Origin of the sequence: Tritonibacter sp. SIMBA_163, from assembly GCF_046535935.1 — a bacterium.
Classification (GTDB): domain Bacteria; phylum Pseudomonadota; class Alphaproteobacteria; order Rhodobacterales; family Rhodobacteraceae; genus Epibacterium; species Epibacterium scottomollicae.
Genome location: NZ_JAWJBP010001320.1, coordinates 1 through 236 on the forward strand (window position 1 = coordinate 1; position 236 = coordinate 236).

Genomic DNA, 236 nt, shown 5'->3' on the forward strand with positions numbered 1-236 from the left:
GTCCTCGCGGGCGGCGATGCGCGTGATTCGACGAGCGTATCCGCGAGCTTCGCGTACCGGGAAACGCGAGTGGACCCGGGGGTCCTGCGGGTCGCGGAGGTCCCCGGCTTCCCATTAGACCCCGCTGTCGCCCAGGCGTTCGACGCGGCCGTGGCGACGCTGGCCGACCTCGGCTACAAGATCGAGCCCATACAGCTGGAGGCGGCGGACCACGCGCATATCGCGTGGCAGGCTAT

General features: G+C 69.9%; 1 protein-coding gene. It reads left to right on the forward strand.

Annotation, left to right across the window (positions count from 1 at the left end):
- On the forward strand, positions 1–236 hold a 236-nt coding region (locus R0J92_RS26580), incomplete at both ends, for a hypothetical protein (RefSeq protein ID WP_411053888.1).